Source organism: Flavobacterium sp. W21_SRS_FM6, from assembly GCF_052119645.1.
In the GTDB taxonomy this organism is placed as follows: Bacteria; Pseudomonadota; Gammaproteobacteria; order Enterobacterales; family Alteromonadaceae; genus Paraglaciecola.
Window position 1 is genome coordinate 1 of sequence record NZ_JBGQOM010000003.1, and the last position, 15,486, is coordinate 15,486.

A 15,486-nucleotide genomic window follows, 5' to 3' on the forward strand; every position below is an offset into this window, starting at 1 on the left:
CTTTTAAAGTCTGTCCCGAAGCGAGGAGGCGCATTATAGAGATCCCGTTTCGACTTGCAACACCTTTTTTGAAATACTTGTTTAAGTGGTGCTTTATCCATCAAAATGCTCAGTAATCGACTAAATTGATGAAAAAACAATAATAAAATGCAACTTACTAATATCCAGCTTGTTGTTTATATTGGCGATTTATTGATAAGTAAGTAACATAGAGTGGCGTTTCCTTATTATTATAAATACAACTTTTAGGTACTTTTGATCATGAACTCATCTTTAATCACAAACATTATTAGTGTTTTAGTATTAGCAATTGCCAGTTATTTTGTTTTCAACTCTTTCAATATTGCATTATCACCCGCAATTTCAATAGCATTAGGTATTATCATTGGTGGCATCGCCACTGTTTTATTAACTCAACTTAAAAGCGCTTCAACAGGTGTAGAAACGGCTCACGTTTCAGAACTAAGTACCTTGTACGTAGGCAACCTACCTTACAGAGCAAATGAACAAGCTGTTCAAGAGCACTTTGAACTTCATGGTGTCGTTAACTCAGTTCGTTTAATGAAAGATAGACGTACCGGTAAGCGAAAAGGTTATGGGTTCGTAGAAATGGATGCAAAAGGCGCAGACAAAGCAATTAAGAATTTAAATGACTCAGTTTTCCAGGAAAGAACACTTAAAGTTCGTTTAGCAAAAGATAAAACTGAAGAAGAATAAAACAACAAGAAAGTAATTAAATAAACGCCTACTTAATGTAGGCGTTTTTGTTCAGCTGACCAGGTCGAAGCTATCGGCTAACTAAAGGCAAATTTTCAATAAGTTTTTGGTTAAAGGCATGAAACCTATTTAGTGCTGTTATTAAATCAGGTGTGTGGACTTCGCCCATTCTATTAATAAGTGAATTCACCATATTTTCGTAATCCTCAGCTCCTTGTAATTGCTGACGACTCCCTTCAACTACTGATAGCATTTTATCTAAGTATTGCGCGACGGGTTTAACGGCTTTTGAAGGCTCACTCTCACTATTAGTTTGCCCATAGTGAGAAACCGTTTCATACGCTTTAATAACTTGAGTGTTTTCTACTTTAGTTAATTGTAAGGCGAAACTGGTTAATTCTTTATCATCAAAGCCTAATTTTAAGGCCTGATTATAGGCACTTTCGATGTCACCATTGAAAAAATCATCTGCTAGACTATTCGCATCAGATACTAATTGCCCTATCGCTTTCAACTCGGCCTCATCTAATTCACCCGTCACGCTAAAGCTTAAACTATTAGTTTCATAGTAATAACTCTTTTGCTCAAGCGTCAGGGTAGCGTTCTCTTTATTAGGGCTAATGTTCGACGTCGTTTGATTTGAATTGGGCTCTTCACCTACAGATGAAGATTGTGATAGTTCAGACTCTGTTCCTGCTAAATCGTCTACTTCAGCACTGCGATTCTCTTTAGGTTTAACTTCTACCTGATCATTTACATTAGCAGCAACCCGTTGCTGTTGAAGCATTACTTTTTGATTAAGTTCAAATTGCTTAAAATCTTCAAAAGCTAAGGTGACTTCGTCACCGTCTTTGGTCTTAATTAGTAACTGGCCTGATTGTTGTTGGGTCACAGAAATTTGTGTGGTATTACTTACCGATTTCGCTTCTTTGGCTTGTAAAGCCTCAGCGTTTGCAAAGATGTCTTTTCGCAAGCTTTCAATGCCCTCGTCGATAAGCTTTTTACTGTTATCAATACCCGCACGGATTTCTTCATTCATTAACCCAGCCAAATCTTTCTCGGCCATTTTAATGCCTTTGAGTACACCGCTTGTGGCTTGATCAAACAACTTATTCAGCTGAGTATCATCAGCGCCATTGTTTTTAGCATTTTTGATAGCTCCACCGACAAATTTTAAAACGTTCTTTGCCACTTCTTCAAAGTCAAATAAAGGCTGAGTTGCTTGAGCACTCTTTTTTGCAGAAAAATCAGGTTTCTTTGCATCAACTTCAAGAGTTGTATTCAGAGCATTGGCATACACGCGGGCACCAAAAGATGCACTCGAGCTAAATTTATCAGCGGTACCTTGAGCTTGATTTGCCTGTAACGTTGCGGCTTGGCGCAAACCCGATTCGCGTAACTGGTTCTTAAGGCTAGTATCAGCACCTAAATGAGCCGGCTTGTCACCTAAAAAAGCTTTTAATTGATTAACATTCATTTTATTTACCTCACTTCCCTCATTAGTAGCTATCGGCAGGCAATGGTTATAATTTAGGCTATAGATAAATAATAGTTAATACAGCAATCTTGAAGTATTACTTAAAACCCGATACCTTGCGCGGTTTTACAAACCTATGGTGGAACAAGACTATGCGCCCTACTGAGATAAATGCTGAAAACTACCCTGTACAATTACAGCGTAAAGCAGAGCTTATCAAAGAATGTTTCGATAATTTCGATATGCCTAGTCTTGAGATTTGCTCGTCACCTTCCCTTCATTATCGGATGCGTGCTGAATTTCGTGTTTGGCACGAAGGTGATGATTTATATCATATTATGTTTGACCAGCAGACAAAACAAAAATACAGAGTTGAGCACTTCCCCCCTGCTAGCCAATTAATTAATCAGGTTATGCGTGATTTGATAAACGAACTAAAGCCAAGTGAAAAAGCGAGGCGCAAGCTGTTTCAAATCGACTATTTAAGCAGTCTTAGCGGGCATATAATCGTCTCTTTACTTTATCACAAGGCCTTGGATGAAGAATGGCAACTGGAAATAAAATCCATCCTAAAGCGCCTTCGAAAAAAATACAGTATTGATATTATTGGTCGGGCAAAGAAACAAAAATTCGATTTAGACAAAGATTACTTGATTGAAGAGTTAACCGTTAATCAAAAGCCCTTTCAGTTTAAACACATAGAAAATAGTTTTACCCAACCTAATGCTGTAGTGAATGTGAAAATGATCGAATGGGCACTTGATGTTACCCAAAATTGTCAAGGCGATCTGTTAGAACTTTACTGTGGACTGGGTAATTTCACCCTGCCTTTAGCGCAAAACTTTAGGCAGGTTTTAGCAACTGAAATATCAAAGTCATCGGTTGCAGCGGCGCAATATAATACTGCCCTGAACAGAATCGACAATGTAACCGTGCTTCGAATGTCGAGTGAGGAATTTGTTGAGGCTCAGCAGCAAAAGAGACAGTTTAGACGGTTAGAAGGCATCAATTTACAAGACTTTGACTGTAACACTATTTTAGTTGACCCACCTCGTTCTGGCTTAGATGAAGAGACACTTGGAATGATCAAGGCTTATGAAAACATCGTGTATATCTCTTGTAACCCAGAGACATTAAAACAAAACTTAGAAACACTCTGTAAAAGTCATCAGGTGGTAAGGTTCGCTTTGTTTGACCAGTTTCCTTATACCCATCATGCAGAGTGTGGTTTGTTTCTGAGCCGAAAATATTAGGATTGTGAGGCTTTCAATGCCCCATCAACAATAAATCTTAATTGTAATTTAAGTCTTTCAGCTAGGACTTTTTTACGTTCTGGTGCGGCATCTAAGGCCTCGGCCCCTGTACTGAATACCAATTTCACCATGGCCTCAGCCTGCAGATTTGCAATCGTACTTTTTAGTCCAGTGGTAGCCATAGTGTAATCTGTCAATTCAACATTGAAATGTTGAATCTCACGGAGTACTGCTGCTCTGAAAGCCACCGATGTGCCCGTGTGCTCTCTGAGCAATAATCTAAATACATTATTATTGTCGTTTATGAACTCCATAAACGTTTCAACGGACGTATTAATAACACCACCACCAGAGGCGATACGTAGTCTGGCTTGACGCATAAGTTGCCGCAGCGCTAGGCCTGCCTCATCGACTAATGTTAAACCGAGTTCATCAATATCTTTGAAATGACGATAAAAAGAAGTGGGAGCAATTCCTGCGACACGCGCTACTTCTCTCAAACTAATGCTAGACAAACTACGCTGTTCATCCAACAATGAAAAGGCTGCATCTATGATGCTACGACGGGTGCGAAGCTTTTGTAATTGACGACTCAAAATGATTTCTACCTTGGTTTAATAATTCAGTTTAACCTGAAAATAGCTTAGGTCACAGCCCATGATTTCATTCACTTTACCAAGATATTTCTTGCTTAAGTGCTAACTCAAAGTTAAATTAGCGTACAGTTGTAAGCTCAAAAAAAATTATCATGAAAAAACCCCGCTTGTTATTAGTCAATATAGCCGTATTTTTAATCACCGGCTTTATCTCTTTATTGGTAGTTCCATACGTGGCGCTGACGCAGGGCTTTGATAGCCTTGAGATAGTTGCCTGCATTGTTTTAATTTATTTTTCAGGCATGTCTATCACCGCCGGTTACCACCGACTTTGGTCACATAAGACCTATGACGCTAACCCTGTAGTAAAAGTTATTTTAGCCATTGGTGGCGCAATGGCTCTGCAAAATAGTATTTTACACTGGAGTTCTGATCATCGAATCCATCATAAACATGTAGATGATAATGAATCGGATCCTTATTCTGCTAATAAGGGATTTTGGTATTCACATATAGGTTGGATGTTGAGGGAGTACCAAGTTCATCGATACAGTGACTACAGTAATTGCCGTGATTTACAGAAGGATAAAGTCGTCATGTGGCAACATCGCCATTATTTGAGCATTATGTTAAGTGCTAATTTTGGTGTGCCTGTCTTACTTGGTTGGTTAAATGATGACATTTGGGGAATGTTACTTTTAGCCGGTGTATTCAGACTTTTTGTTGTGCATCACGTCACATTTTTTATTAACTCCTTGGCTCATATATGGGGTCGTCAGCCCTATACCGATAAAAATAGTGCTAGAGATAATGATATTTTAGCTTTTTTCACCTTTGGAGAGGGCTACCACAACTTCCATCACATTTTTGAGTACGACTATCGGAATGGTATCAGATGGTGGCAATTTGACCCCACAAAATGGCTAATCAGTGGTTTATCGTATATTGGACTCACCAAGAATTTACGACGTTGCCCCGAAGAGCGCATTGAGAAAGCCCGAGTTGTGATGCAGTTACAACGCTCTAAAACTCGTATCGCTAGCCTTGCGCATGGCGAGGAAGTCATGCAAAAGCTTCAGACTGAGTATGAGGTACTCGTGCAAAAAATGACGGAATATTACGCGGCCAAAAAACGTATTATGGAAATAAAAAAGCGCGACTTACAGCGCAGTTATGACAAATTAGAGCTGTTACATCGCTACAAAGAACTTAAAGTAAACTTAGCGCTACAAAAAGAGAAATGGCTTAAGTTAAATCAGTTGGTATACCTACCATCACTCATAGAAGAAAATTAAGTAGAAAAAAAGCTGCGTTAAGCAGCTTTTTTTATATCTTTTATTAATCCAAACAGAACAATTATTTTACGGACGCTAATAACTCGTTTTCTTCGCTGTTTTGTTCTTTTTGCGCAATCACTTTAATAAGCATTTTGTTAGGAAAAAATTGCGTAGTGGCCATTACATTAGGACTTTGTAACGCTAACTTCGTCTCAAACTCTTTCTGCATATTTTGAAATTGGGTCTTACTTGAAATCAAAGAAGAGGCGCATTGGCTATTTACGTCATAATTTTTTAAGTCCATACACGTAAACATACTCTTAGTATCGGCTTCAGCGAAAGCCAAGCCTGAACTTAATAATAGAATGCCGATAGACACAGATTTCATTCGCATAATACATCACCTTTAAACTGCTGGTATGCATTGAACTTACACTGTTCTTAAGGTTACAGCAAGTTTTAAAAATCACACAATTATTACAATAATATGACAAAGCCAAATAATTTTTAAATATGTTTGGGCATTTCTATTGCTATCTAGCGGTAAAAATGGGAGTGAGATAAGAATCTGAATCTTTCACTTTAAAGATAGCAGATTAAAAAAGCAGCCAAGAGACTGCCTTCGATTAGCGAAACTGCGGTTAAGGTTTACTTATCCCTATGTTCAACCAAAAATGTCAACAATTGCTCAAAAGGCATAGGCTTAGCAAAAAGGTATCCTTGGGCTTCGTCACAACCAAGTTTCAACATATAGCTCGCTTGCTCACGCTTTTCGACGCCTTCAGCAATGGTCGATAATCCAAGCTTGTTGCCAAGCGTTACAATCGTTTCTGCGATGAAAGCAGATTTACCAGGAGTAATTTCATTCACAAAAGAACGATCTACTTTCAAGCGATCGAGAGGGAGTTGCTGTAAATAACTCATCGATGAAAAACCAGTACCAAAATCATCTATAGCCACTTTTACGCCAAAAGCTTTGAGTTCGTGCAGAGCCTCAACCACTATTTGCGGTTCATCCATGACGATACTTTCGGTTATCTCTAATTCGATTCTTTCCGGTTTTATCCCCTCTCGAGTGATAACATCTTTTACTATATTAATAAAAGCAGGATCTCGAAACTGCGGCATAGAGATATTTACTGCCATGCGAAGCTCGGTAAAACCGTGACTTGAAAGCACACTAAGCTGGCGACAAGACTCTTCTAACACCCATGCTCCAATATCGATAATTAAGCCGGAATATTCCGCCAAAGGAATAAAAACATCAGGCGAAATAAAGCCTCCGTCGGAAGTCGGCCAGCGCAATAAGGCTTCCATACCCACCACGTCTTCGGTGACAAGATCCACTTGTGGTTGATACCACAGCTTTAACTTCCGCTCTTTGAAATCGCTCGAAAGCTTGCGGATCATATCTAGCCGCCAAGTCGTTTGCTCTTCCATCTCCGGTTGATAGTATTCATAGTTTGTATTGAGATCTTTCTTCGCTTCGTTTAAGGCTATATTACTTTGCTTAAGAATATTGATGCCGCTTTGCACCTTAGTATTAAGCCTAACTAAACCAAAGGATGCACTTAAATGCAGAGAATGCTCCCCTGCCTTAAATGGTGCAATAAACAATTCTTGTAAGGTTTGTGGGTTAACAAAAAATTCAGGACCGATCAAACCAAACACGTCTGAACCGATGCGACCTAAACTCACTTTGTCTTTGAACGTTTCTTCCAAGCGATGAGCGACAGAGAGTAAAACGCTGTTACCGACATCTTGCCCCAATCCATCATTGATATCTGAAAAATGACTTATATCAACAGACGCCACGATGATTTCATTACCGGCTTTTTTACCGCTGCCAAAATCATCTAACATATTTATGAACTCACTACGATTAGGCAGCTTGGTTAGCCAGTCCCTAAAGGCAGCATTACGCAACTGATGAAATAAATTGACGTTTTCATATCCGACAGAAACGCTGGACAGAAACACTTCTAAAAGTTGACGGTTAACTAAACTGATTTCTTTGCCAATTTGCAAATAGACCGCAGCTTCATAACCTGAACTGTTAAGATATAAAATAGAAAAATCTTGTTCAAAAATATGCTGTTTGATGGCCAAACAACGATTTACAAAACTAACTATTTTAGCATTATGGATGCTTTCAAGTTTGGCATTAATATATGCAGCAAATTCACCCGCTGCACCGAGTATGTAAACGCCATCGTCATCTTGATCTAATACCGACCCGGCTCTGGCACATACAACACCACCTGCGTCTAAACCAATGAGAGAGCTAATTTGCGTCACAACGCCTTCGCAAAAATTTTTAACTGAATGCTCTTCCATAAGGTTTGCAGCAGAAATAATAATTTTTTGTAAGCCAAGTCGGCTTTGATTAATGGATAAAATTTGCTGGTAAGAACGCAGGGAGGCAATAATTGTGGTGACGAGTTTACTGCGGGTTAACTCAGTCTTTGTTTTGTAGTCATTAATATCATAATCTTTAATAACTTGTTCTTCAGGAGCATAGCCTGGTTGTCCAGTCCGAAGAATAATACGGGGTTCTTCTAAGCCCATTTCTGAACGCATTATTTTGGCAACTTGCAAACCTGAGTCGTCTTCTTCCATCACAACGTCAAGTAATATTATCGCAATACTCGCCCCCATATCAGCAATGACTTTAAGGGCTTCAGCACCCGAATAAGCATGGATAAATCTCAGCCCCTTGTCATTTACAATTAAATCAGACAAAGCTAAACGCGTTACTGAGTGAATCTCTTCATCATCATCAACAACTAAAATATTCCAATAACCTGTTGTTTCTTTTATTTCAGAACCTTTCTCTTCAGATAAAAAAATCAGTTCATCATTTTCATAGTTATTCTGGCTCATTTATTTATCGAAGACTCCGAAGTGTTGCAGTGGTGACTAAGTGTAATACCAATTAACATTAACTCAATATTTAGTGCAGCAAAAGACTCCTGTGCACAATGCTGAAAATTTATGTTATTGATAGTAGCTTAAGATCAAATTATGACCTCAAGCAAAGGTTTGATGTCTGCCATGGTCAATTACTTACACTATAAGTACAAGCTAATTCATGTCGATGAAAATAGAAAACAGCACAATTCAGCCAGTACAGTCTGATTTTGAGCCAGTTAAAGCTCAAAGCAGTACTAAAACTACAACTGAAAAAAAGCCACATGTTGATAAAGTTGCCGGCTCGGGACGGATCGCAAAATGGTTCAGTCAGGCTGGTATCTATTCGTTAGGCAATAGCAAACTGAAAAAGACTATCGATGAAAAAATTACAGACAGACTAAAATTAAAAGAACGACGAAAAATTACCAATTTAGAAAATATACTTAACAAGGCAATCAATTTTTGTCTTGAAGATGGCTATTCAGAAGACATCGATCCCGATTGGTTTTTCAGCTTTATTAAAATGGCCGAAGAAATTTATTCGCCCTCGATGCAAGATTTATGGGGGAAAATTTTTGCAGTTGAAAGCAGTAAACCAGGGAGTTTTTCTTTGAACACCTTGCAGTTATTAAAATGTCTAACACAGAAAGATGCGTTGGTATTTCGCCGAGCGCTGAATTTTGCTAGTCGACAAAAAGGCGATCATAGCCCCAAATTGCTTATTGGCTACTATCGTAAAAAAACGCTCTGGTCGTTCTTGAGTCCTCATAATGGTGATCAACTTAATCTCGCTCAGTTCGGCTTGAGCTATCCTGATTTGCTTGCTTTGATGGATTTGGGTTTAATTCACCACAGTGAAATTGAGTCAGGTGAAATTACACTAGGTGACGCCCTTGAATGGCGGGTGGCAGGGCATAATATGACTTTAGCGGCAAAGCGTCGAGGACTAACCTTAGTCTATTTTAAGTTTACCAGTACAGGCACAGAGCTCAGTAAATTAGTGAATAGTCAAAAACAAGATAATTACGTCATGGCGCTGAGACAGCAACTGTCTGCGGTGTTCAACATTAGCTCGTAAAAATAAAGTGGGATAGAAAACAGAATTTAAGCCTTAAAGACTTAAATTCCATCGCCAAATTCGTGCAAACCACATTCTCTTTTCATACCAAAGAAACGCGTATCTTGTTCGTTCATACCTTCTTCAAGCGAACGAGTAGTATGCCAATCACCAATTGACACATAACCTTTTTCCCATAGAGGATGGTATGGAAGATTATGCTCTTTTAGGTAGTAATGGATGTCTTTATTTGACCAGTTTATTATCGGGTAAATCTTAAATTGATTTTTTAGTTGTTGCACAACAGGTAGCGTTTCGCGCATATCAGATTGACTGCGACGCAAACCAGCAAACCAAGATTTAACTGACAAGTCTTCGAGTGCTTGTTGCATCGGCTGAACTTTATTCAGTTGATTGTAACGGGTAATCCCGTCAATGCCCTGCTCCCAAAGCTTACCCATTCTGGCTTCCTGCCATGCAGCAGACATTGGCGCGCGATACACCTTTAAATTGAGCTTCAGCCGTTCAGTCAACTCATCAATGAATTGATACGTTTCAGGAAACAGATAACCCGTGTCTGTCACCACAACAGGGATATCTGGCATCTGGCTTGAAACCATGTGCAACATCACTGCGGCTTGCGCACCAAAACTAGAAGACAGCATAAAGTTACTGGGCAGATGCTCTAAAGCCCAAGCCACTCTATCTTGTGCACTGGCCTTTTCGAGCTGCACATTTATTTGTGCCAGCTCGTCAGGACTGGGTGCAAAGCTGTCGTTCTTAGTGTGCACAGAATTAGATGGCATATTCAGGCTCATCATAAAAATCCTTGGCAGAATTTATGACTGGCTTAACCACTTTGGCGCGGATCAAAAAATCACCAAATGCTTCGTTTGATTCAGCTTCTTGCGCCCAACGACCAATCAAAACGTCTAGCTCACGCATAATCTCTTTTTCGTCGATATTTTCACGATACATTCTCGGAATGCGAGTACCTTCACGGTTACCACCAAGGTGTAAATTATATTTACCTGGACCTTTACCTACTAGACCCACCTCAGCCAGCATCGCTCTTCCGCAACCATTAGGGCAGCCAGTGACGCGAAAGATGATGTTTTGCTCGGCGATACCATGTTTAGTAAGCAAGGACTCAAGCTCTGTTACCGCACCCGGTAAATAACGCTCTGCCTCAGCCATCGCTAATGGGCAAGTAGGAAACGCCACACAAGCCATCGAGTTCAAACGTTGCGCACTGACTTCTTCTCTGATCAATCCATGTTCACGAGCAAGCTGTTCAACTTTGTCTTTTAACTCAGCAGGCACACCCGCTACGATTAAATTTTGATTAGCGGTTAATCTAAAATCACCAGGGTGAATCTTTGCTATCTCAGCACAACCGGTTTTTAACGTTTGACCGGGATAATCGAGAATACGGCCGTTTTCGATGAAGAGCGTTAAGTGATACTTACCGTCTACGCCTTCCACCCAACCAATACGATCGCCGCGTTCAGTAAATTCATACGCCCGGCTGCTTTCGAAGGTGATATTAGCACGCGCTTCTACTTCGGCTTTGAATACGTCAACGCCAACTCGCTCTAAGGTATATTTGGTTTTCGCATTTTTACGATTAACTCGGTTACCCCAATCACGTTGAGTGGTCACTACTGCAGCCGCAACTGCTAAAGTGTGTTCAAGAGGAATAAAACCAAAGTCGTCGGCTTTGCGCGGGAAAGTAGAAGTGTCGCCGTGAGTCATCGCCAAGCCACCACCCACCAATACGTTGAAACCTATCAGCTTGCCATTTTCAGCAATTGCCACAAAGTTTAAATCATTAGCGTGTACGTCTACATCGTTTAACGGCGGAATAACTACTGTTGTTTTAAATTTACGGGGTAAGTAGTTACTCCCTAGAATAGGTTCTTCATCAGTGGTTTCTAACTTTTCACCGTCTAACCATATTTCAGCGTAAGCTCTAGTTTTAGGAAGCAAGTGCTCACTGATCTTCTTAGCCCATTCGTAGGCCTCTTGATGAACAACGGACTCAACTGGGTTTGATGTACAAAGTACATTCCGGTTTACATCACCCGCGGTAGCAATCGAATCAATGCCGACCTTGTTCAAGGTTTGATGCATCAATTTAATATGAGGTTTTAAAACACCATGGAACTGAAAAGTTTGTCTCGTTGTTAAACGGATACTGCCGTACAAAGTCTGCTCTTGGGCAAATTTATCAATAGCTAACCACTGCGTGGGCGTAATAATACCGCCAGGCAAGCGAGCACGAAGCATCACATTTTGTAAAGGCTCAAGTTTTTGTTTCGCACGTTCTGCTCTGATGTCGCGGTCATCTTGCTGATACATGCCGTGAAAACGAATAAGCTGAAAGTTGTCTGCGCTAAAACCACCAGTGAGATCATTTTTTAAATCTTCGGTAATCGTGCCACGTAAAAAGTTACTACGGCTTTTCATACGCTCGTTGTCAGCTAATTTGCCTTGTACGACGTGTTTGTCATTGTTGGTTGTCATTAATAAACATCCTTCTGATAGCGTTTAGCTCGACGCAATTCCATGATGAATTGCTCAGCCTGCTCGGCACTCTTGTCACCGTGTAATTGGACAATAGATAATAGTGCGTCATTCACATCTTTCGCCATATGATCAGCATCACCACATACATATATATGGGCGCCATCTAGCAACCATTGGTATACCTCGGCGCCTTGCTCTAATAAACGATGTTGAACATAAATTTTTTCTTCTTGGTCACGCGAAAACGCTAAACTGACCTTATCGACGACACCGTCTTTTACAAAACGCTGCCACTCAACTTGATAAAGAAAATCTTGGGTATAATTCGGGTTACCAAAAAACAACCAGTTTTTGCCTTGCGCTTCATCCGCTTCACGCTGTTGCATAAAAGCTCTAAAAGGAGCGATGCCGGTACCAGGACCAATCATAATTACAGGCGTATCTGGATTTTCGGGCAAACGGAAATTATCATTTTTCTCGACAAAAACTCTCACTTCGCCACCTTCTTCAAGGCGTTTTGCTAAAAATCCTGATGCACCACCCTGATGACGATACCCATGAGCATCGTATTCAACCACAGCAACTGTTAGGTGTACTTCGTCTTCGACTTCTGCTTGGCTAGAAGCGATAGAATATAAACGCGGCGTCATACCGCGCAATGCATCTACCAACTGTTGAGCACTCAATGTAGCCGGATAATCACGCACCACATCAATGATTTGACGTTCAGCCAAATATACCCGCAATACGGCTTTGTCTTCTAATTTTGCAGCAAGTTCGTCACTATTAGCATATTCATTATAGGCTTTGGCAAAGGTAGGGTAACTTTGAGTGAGTTCTAATTTCTCAACTAATACATCGAAAATAGTAAATGACTGCTCAGCGAATTTAACTGACTCATTTTTATCAATACCAAGTAATTCAAGTAAGGATTCCACTAATTGGCTGTCGTTAGCAAACCACACACCTAGCGCATCACCTGGCTGGTATTGAATACCAGAGTCTTCAAGAGAAACCTCAATATGCCTAATATCCTTAACAGAATCTCGACCAGTAATTTTTTGACTTGCCAATAAAGACGCTTTAAACGGGAATTTTTTGTTGTATTCAACAACAGTTAGTTCATTACCTTGGCCAGCGGACACAGTAGGCGCAACGACCGATTCTGCCTGTACCATTTCTTCGGCAATTTTAGCCATCAAGGCATCAGACCATGCACTAACCGTCGCATCGTAATCCACATCGCAATCAACACGGTCAAGCAAGCGTTGTGCGCCTAGATCAGATAAACGCTGGTCAAAGTCTTTACCTGTTTGGCAGAAAAACTCGTAACTGCTGTCACCTAACCCTAACACCGCAAACTTTAATTCCGTTAACTTAGGCGCTTTTTTACTGGCCAGAAAGCCGTGTAATTCTACCGCATCATCTGGCGCATCGCCCTCACCATGGGTACTCACAATGGCCACCACATGGCTTTCAGACTTAAGCTGCTTGGCTTTATAATCCGCCATGCTAACTAAAGACGTAGAAATATTGTTGGCTTCTAATTTGGCTTTTAGTTCGGTAGCAACCAACTTGGCGTTACCGGTTTGAGAGCCAAATAAAATAGTAAGACTTTTCGCAACGGCGGCTTGCGGCGCAGGTACAACTTGCCCTTGGCTAGATTGCGCCAAGCCGGCAAAGTAGCCGCTTAACCAATTTAATTGCGACGGATTTAACGCAGCAGTGACTTGGTTGATAGCTAACCATTGAGGGTCGTTAAGTCCGACCGCGATATTGGAACGATTGTTTGCTTCTGAAGACATAAATCACTAACCCTTATTGATACCACATTAGGTTAGCGATTTATGAACATAACCGGAAAGAATAAATACTGATTTTTTATTACTTAAAAGCCTGAATGATTAAAAGTGGACTTCTAAGCCTGCAAATGCACCTTTAAATTCCAGGTTTGAATAAATACCATCAAGGTCATCTAGATCTAATTTCACGTTGCGGTAGCCCACTTGAAACGTAAGATCAATCGCAAAATTTTCCATTAAACTATAAGTGATTGCTGCCTGATAATCGCTTAAGGTTTGGTCATCAAAGCTAAGGAAACTCCCCTCAACATAGGCGCCCAAACCTGTTGCAGGAATACCAATTGCGATTCGAGAATAGGCCATTGGCACCACACCAGAAAACGCTTCACGACCGCTATTTGTAGGATCATTTTTATCAATTACAAATAATTCACCATCGATATATTTTGCGTTAATCCCTAAGTCGAAACTCAGTAAGTCATTATCGAAAATTTCATAATATAAAATGGCGTCAGTTGAGGTGAGCTTTACATCGCTTAGTGCAGTAGAATTGGCGGTAAAGATTTCATCATCAAAGGTAAAGCTAGCGCTAACTAATACATCACCTGCGGTATCCATCGCCGTTCTTTGTAATTTAATGTTCGGTACTAATGGAATAGGATGTTCTAACGCAACATAAAAACTGGATTTTGTTTTATCGTCAAAATTAAAGGCAATGTTGCTGCCATCATCTGAAAACCCACCTGTTGTTTCCATATTCCAACCTTGAGCACCCGCGTACAAACCTAACAAAGTGTCAGCTTGACTCGAAAAGCAAGTGATTAGTCCAGCCATTCCTATAGCTAATGTGTGTTTTTTCATTTTATTAACCCTGATTGAGAAGTTCGGAAAGTTCAATTAAAGCAGCATTGGCACGAGAAATATAGTTCGCCATAACCAAAGAATGATTTGCTAACAAACCAAAACCGCTACCGTTTAAAATAAAGGGGCTCCAAATGGGCTCTTGCGTTGCCTCTAGTTCACGTACAATTTGCTGCAAACTGATTTGCGCATTCTTTTTCTCTAAAACGTCACCAAAATCTGCCTCAACCGCTTTTAAAAAATGTAATAGTGCCCAGCTTGCTCCGCGAGCTTCATAAAATGTGTCGTCGAGTTGCCACCAACTGGTCTTATCAACCAATTGTTTTGCGGTAGGCGTAGACTGAGTAGCCTGAGCGTCTCCTGCTAAACTCGTATCTAACCGTTCTTGCCCAACACTGGCGCTGAGACGCTGAGATAAGCTACCGAGACGTTTCTCGACCTGCTTAAGCCAATCACGTAAATTATCTGCGCGAGCATAAAATTGGCCCTGGCCTTGACTCACGTCAGATAAGCTAGCGCGATATTGATACAAATAATCAATACCTTCTTGATAGCGTGATTCGGCCGACGGCAATATCCAGTCTAAATGGTTATTATTGAAAAGAGGTTGCGCTTTGGTTAAATAGCTATTTTCTATGGATTGAGATTGAGAACGGCTTAAATCTTTACGCATGGCTAAGGCCAAGTCTCGCGTCATTTCTAATACGCCAAACTCCCAGCTCGGCATGTCATCCATCATAACGCTTGGTGGCATCACATCATTTGATAAGTAACCACCTGATTTATTTAATAAGGATTCGCTTACCGCTATTAACGTAGTGGTCATGATGTAACCCGGTACGAGTTTTTCATTGTTTGACTGTGCTTGTTGTTGCGAAAATTCTGCCGGCTCAAACAAATCGGGCTCTACGCTACAAAAAATTGAAATAAGCCACATTAATAAAAGAAGAATTCCACAAAAAAGAGCGATCCATTTAGTACTTAGAAATCGTTGCACGGTATTT

General features: G+C 40.4%; 13 protein-coding genes. 4 read left to right on the forward strand and 9 right to left on the reverse strand.

The features are described from left to right. Positions 1-261 precede the first annotated feature (261 nt). A complete protein-coding gene (locus ACEN2L_RS05960; RefSeq protein WP_441742487.1) occupies positions 262-717 on the forward strand; it encodes an RNA recognition motif domain-containing protein in 456 nt (151 codons plus the stop codon). 70 nt (positions 718-787) lie between these two features. On the opposite strand, the gene ACEN2L_RS05965 is transcribed toward ACEN2L_RS05960, so the two are convergent. Then, complete coding sequence (locus tag ACEN2L_RS05965) at positions 788-2,194, reverse strand: DUF5610 domain-containing protein (RefSeq protein WP_441742488.1); 1,407 nt, start codon at positions 2,192-2,194, stop codon at positions 788-790. 152 nt (positions 2,195-2,346) lie between these two features. Here ACEN2L_RS05965 and trmA point away from each other — a divergent pair, with 152 nt between their 5' ends. Then, entirely contained in the window at positions 2,347-3,447 is a 1,101-nt protein-coding gene (gene trmA / locus ACEN2L_RS05970; RefSeq protein ID WP_441742490.1) for a tRNA (uridine(54)-C5)-methyltransferase TrmA, read from the forward strand. Here the strand turns inward: trmA and fabR are convergent. Beyond that, a complete protein-coding gene (gene fabR, locus ACEN2L_RS05975; RefSeq protein WP_306021397.1) occupies positions 3,444-4,043 on the reverse strand; it encodes an HTH-type transcriptional repressor FabR in 600 nt (199 codons plus the stop codon). The two genes, trmA and fabR, sit on opposite strands and share 4 nt — an antisense overlap. 152 nt (positions 4,044-4,195) lie before the next feature. Here fabR and ACEN2L_RS05980 point away from each other — a divergent pair, with 152 nt between their 5' ends. Further along, positions 4,196-5,338, forward strand: coding sequence for an acyl-CoA desaturase (locus ACEN2L_RS05980; RefSeq protein WP_306021398.1), 1,143 nt, complete (start codon positions 4,196-4,198; stop codon positions 5,336-5,338). Between the two features lie 61 nt (positions 5,339-5,399). Here ACEN2L_RS05980 and ACEN2L_RS05985 read toward each other — a convergent pair whose 3' ends face one another. Together ACEN2L_RS05985 and ACEN2L_RS05990 are read right to left on the reverse strand one after the other, a co-directional pair. Next, positions 5,400-5,714, reverse strand: coding sequence for a hypothetical protein (locus ACEN2L_RS05985; protein ID WP_441742492.1), 315 nt, complete (start codon positions 5,712-5,714; stop codon positions 5,400-5,402). Positions 5,715-5,968: 254 nt separating this feature from the next. Continuing rightward, the gene (locus ACEN2L_RS05990; RefSeq protein ID WP_306021400.1) at positions 5,969-8,203 is read right to left on the reverse strand and encodes a bifunctional diguanylate cyclase/phosphodiesterase; all 2,235 of its coding nucleotides are present in this window, start codon (positions 8,201-8,203) and stop codon (positions 5,969-5,971) included. 208 nt (positions 8,204-8,411) lie between these two features. Between ACEN2L_RS05990 and ACEN2L_RS05995 the strand changes: the two genes are divergently transcribed. Beyond that, positions 8,412-9,311 (forward strand): TIGR03899 family protein, encoded by a 900-nt coding sequence (locus tag ACEN2L_RS05995; protein WP_441742494.1) that lies wholly within the window; start codon positions 8,412-8,414, stop codon positions 9,309-9,311. Between the two features lie 41 nt (positions 9,312-9,352). Here the strand turns inward: ACEN2L_RS05995 and ACEN2L_RS06000 are convergent, their stop codons facing one another. The 5 genes from ACEN2L_RS06000 to ACEN2L_RS06020 form a co-directional block, all read right to left on the reverse strand. Further along, on the reverse strand, positions 9,353-10,096 hold the full coding sequence (locus ACEN2L_RS06000) for a phosphoadenylyl-sulfate reductase (protein WP_441742496.1): 744 nt from the start codon (positions 10,094-10,096) through the stop codon (positions 9,353-9,355). Then, complete coding sequence (gene cysI, locus ACEN2L_RS06005; protein WP_306021402.1) at positions 10,086-11,816, reverse strand: assimilatory sulfite reductase (NADPH) hemoprotein subunit; 1,731 nt, start codon at positions 11,814-11,816, stop codon at positions 10,086-10,088. The genes ACEN2L_RS06000 and cysI overlap by 11 nt, the downstream gene beginning before the upstream one ends. Beyond that, positions 11,816-13,624 carry an assimilatory sulfite reductase (NADPH) flavoprotein subunit gene (locus ACEN2L_RS06010; protein WP_441742498.1) on the reverse strand — a complete coding sequence of 603 codons (1,809 nt, stop codon included), beginning with the start codon at positions 13,622-13,624 and terminating at the stop codon, positions 11,816-11,818. Before ACEN2L_RS06010 ends, cysI begins: the two co-directional genes overlap by 1 nt. Before the next feature lie 99 nt (positions 13,625-13,723). Continuing rightward, positions 13,724-14,482, reverse strand: coding sequence for a TIGR04219 family outer membrane beta-barrel protein (locus ACEN2L_RS06015; RefSeq protein WP_441742500.1), 759 nt, complete (start codon positions 14,480-14,482; stop codon positions 13,724-13,726). A 4-nt stretch (positions 14,483-14,486) separates the two neighbouring features. Further along, entirely contained in the window at positions 14,487-15,479 is a 993-nt protein-coding gene (locus ACEN2L_RS06020) for a DUF2333 family protein (protein WP_441742502.1), read from the reverse strand. Positions 15,480-15,486: the final 7 nt, after the last annotated feature.